This window comes from uncultured Oceanicoccus sp., from assembly GCF_963968385.1.
Taxonomy (GTDB): domain Bacteria; phylum Pseudomonadota; class Gammaproteobacteria; order Pseudomonadales; family Dasaniaceae; genus Oceanicoccus.
The window spans coordinates 1-2345 of the sequence record NZ_CAXAHB010000134.1; the positions used below are offsets into that span (position 1 = coordinate 1).

A 2345-nucleotide genomic window follows, 5' to 3' on the forward strand; every position below is an offset into this window, starting at 1 on the left:
TTGAAAAATCACCTTACCCGATTGCTATCGCTGAAGATATAGCACAAAAGCATTAAGAAAATAACATGGAAACCCAAACTATAAAAAAGCCAAAAAAAAGACCCTGCTAATAAACAGAGTCTTTTTGGCCAAACCCTCTAGATCTTACAATGGCATAGAATAACTCAAGATAATTTGCTTATAACCATCACCCCGGTCGCTATAATTCAAACTAAGATTAAGGCTAGCTTGGTCAGAAATACTGATTGAGCCACCTACAGCGGCGGTGATATAGGAGTCATCTTGAGCCTGAAAACTAGGCAGTTCATAAGAGCCATAGCTAAGATTGGTATTACGTATCGAAATGGTTTCGTCTTCACCTTCTTGCTCTTGAGCACCAAAGATTTCACCAAAAACACGGATACCATGGGTCAGCTGTCCGCTGCCAACAATACCGTAACGCCAAACCAGACTTTTACGACGCTGCTCACCCCAGGCATAGTTGGATACGCCGCCGCCGGTTTCTGAATAACCATCAACGGCTGTATTAATATATTGCATACCCAGCGCAGGTGCCAAGTGCCAGGGGTTAGAACCAAAAAGGTCGTAACCTACCAAACCGTCAATGGTCCAAGCATGACCTTCAGTGTCACCTTGTGCATTAAAGCTATCAACACCCAAGTTAATTTCGCGCTTAATACCGTCATAGCTTAATACCGAAAGCGCTATCGCAGCATCAACAAAGAGTTTATCCTGTCGATAGCCAAACATACCGCTTAGACTCCAAGATTCAGACTCAATGTCCGCACCATCGACATCTAACTCTTGTTCAGCAAGGCTTAAAGCCAGACCATAAACCAATGACTCTGATGCCACAAAAGTTCTACCCACGGTCAAACTAGTATTTTCTGACTCAGACTCAACGATATTTTCATATTCGTCTGTCACCATTTCACCTGCAACAAATAAGCGCCCCTGTGGTTTACTCCAGCGTGAGCGACGTAGTTCATCACCAATCACGGCACTTTGCGACCTTGCAGCAACTAATGCCAATTCAGGTAATAGACCAATAGTTTGCGGAGCCTTAATAATATCGATCAGGTAATCACCAAAAATTTCACTGGTGGCTTCAGTGGGGTGCAAGCTGTCGTTAAACACTAAAGCTCTTGGGTTTGGAGCTGCGCCGTTTTTACCGTAAGTGGGGTGTTCTATACAGTCACCTTCAGAGGCGTCATAACACAGAGATAACTGGTCAATAGTCGCGAATCCGAGATCCAAGTCACCATTGGCAAAACCAAATTTATCTGCATTTTCAAATACATATTCCAGAACACCATTAATATCAACAGGGATAATATTAACATCAGATAACTGCAGTGCAGCCAAGGTCTCGACGCCGTCATTAAAACCTTCAGTTACTGCAACTAAACCATCTGCTGAGCCCGGTGTGGCCGCATCAGCCGCTTGCCCTATTGGCGTTATTCCCAAGTTCGGGACATTAGCCACCATAATATAGTTGGCACCAGCAGCGGCTAAACTACCAATGGATTGTATATAGGTTGTTGCTGCAGCGTTGATTGCAGTAGGCACATTCGCAGGATCCCCTTGTGCAATGTCGTTGAGATCATTCCCACCACCATCAATAAGAATTAACGTGCTACTTGGTACTGCACCGCCAACATTAGTTAAGTAAGCATTAGCCGTACCAGCGATTGTAGCAATACCTGTACCCGCAATTGACTGGAAAACATCACCTGTTTGAAAGCCTCCCACAGCATAATTTGTACCACCATCAATGGCTGGCGTCAGCGTCATGCCCAAATCATCTGCCAAAAATTCGGGAGCAATGGGGGCAAAAACACCGGGGCTTGTTTCATTAGTAAAACGCAGGCCACTGCCAAAATTACCGGTATCCATTAAACTATCACCGAAGACAACCAGTTCACTAAAACTCGATTGAGCACTGACCGGCAAAGATAGCAAAGACACCGCCGTAAATACTACTAGACTTTTTTTCAACATAACCTTCTCCTTAGCTACCGCTTGATTATTATAGTTTTTTTAAATGGCACAAAGCTTTTGCAAGCAAATGTACAATAAAGATTGAAATGACCCATCTGTCTTAATTAGAGTAGTTGAATAATAAACAAGCAACAACTAAATACCATCTAACGGCAGAAATATAATCATTTTAGAGAACGCTATATTATTGTTAATAAAGGATATTTATAATCAATCATCGGCCCTTCAATATAATGATAATTACAGCCTAACTAAATAAGCCCAGAAAAAAACAGTAACGCCATGACAGCCAACTATGCCAAATTGAGTGATAAATCTTTAAGACAACAGATTGATGTGGTCGC

At 42.6% G+C, this 2345-nt stretch carries 1 protein-coding gene; it reads right to left on the reverse strand.

Annotated features, from left to right (window positions below):
• Positions 1 to 144: 144 nt before the first annotated feature.
• Positions 145 to 2001 carry an autotransporter domain-containing protein gene (locus AACP44_RS09030; RefSeq protein ID WP_339340198.1) on the reverse strand — a complete coding sequence of 619 codons (1857 nt, stop codon included), beginning with the start codon at positions 1999 to 2001 and terminating at the stop codon, positions 145 to 147.
• Positions 2002 to 2345 lie beyond the last annotated feature (344 nt).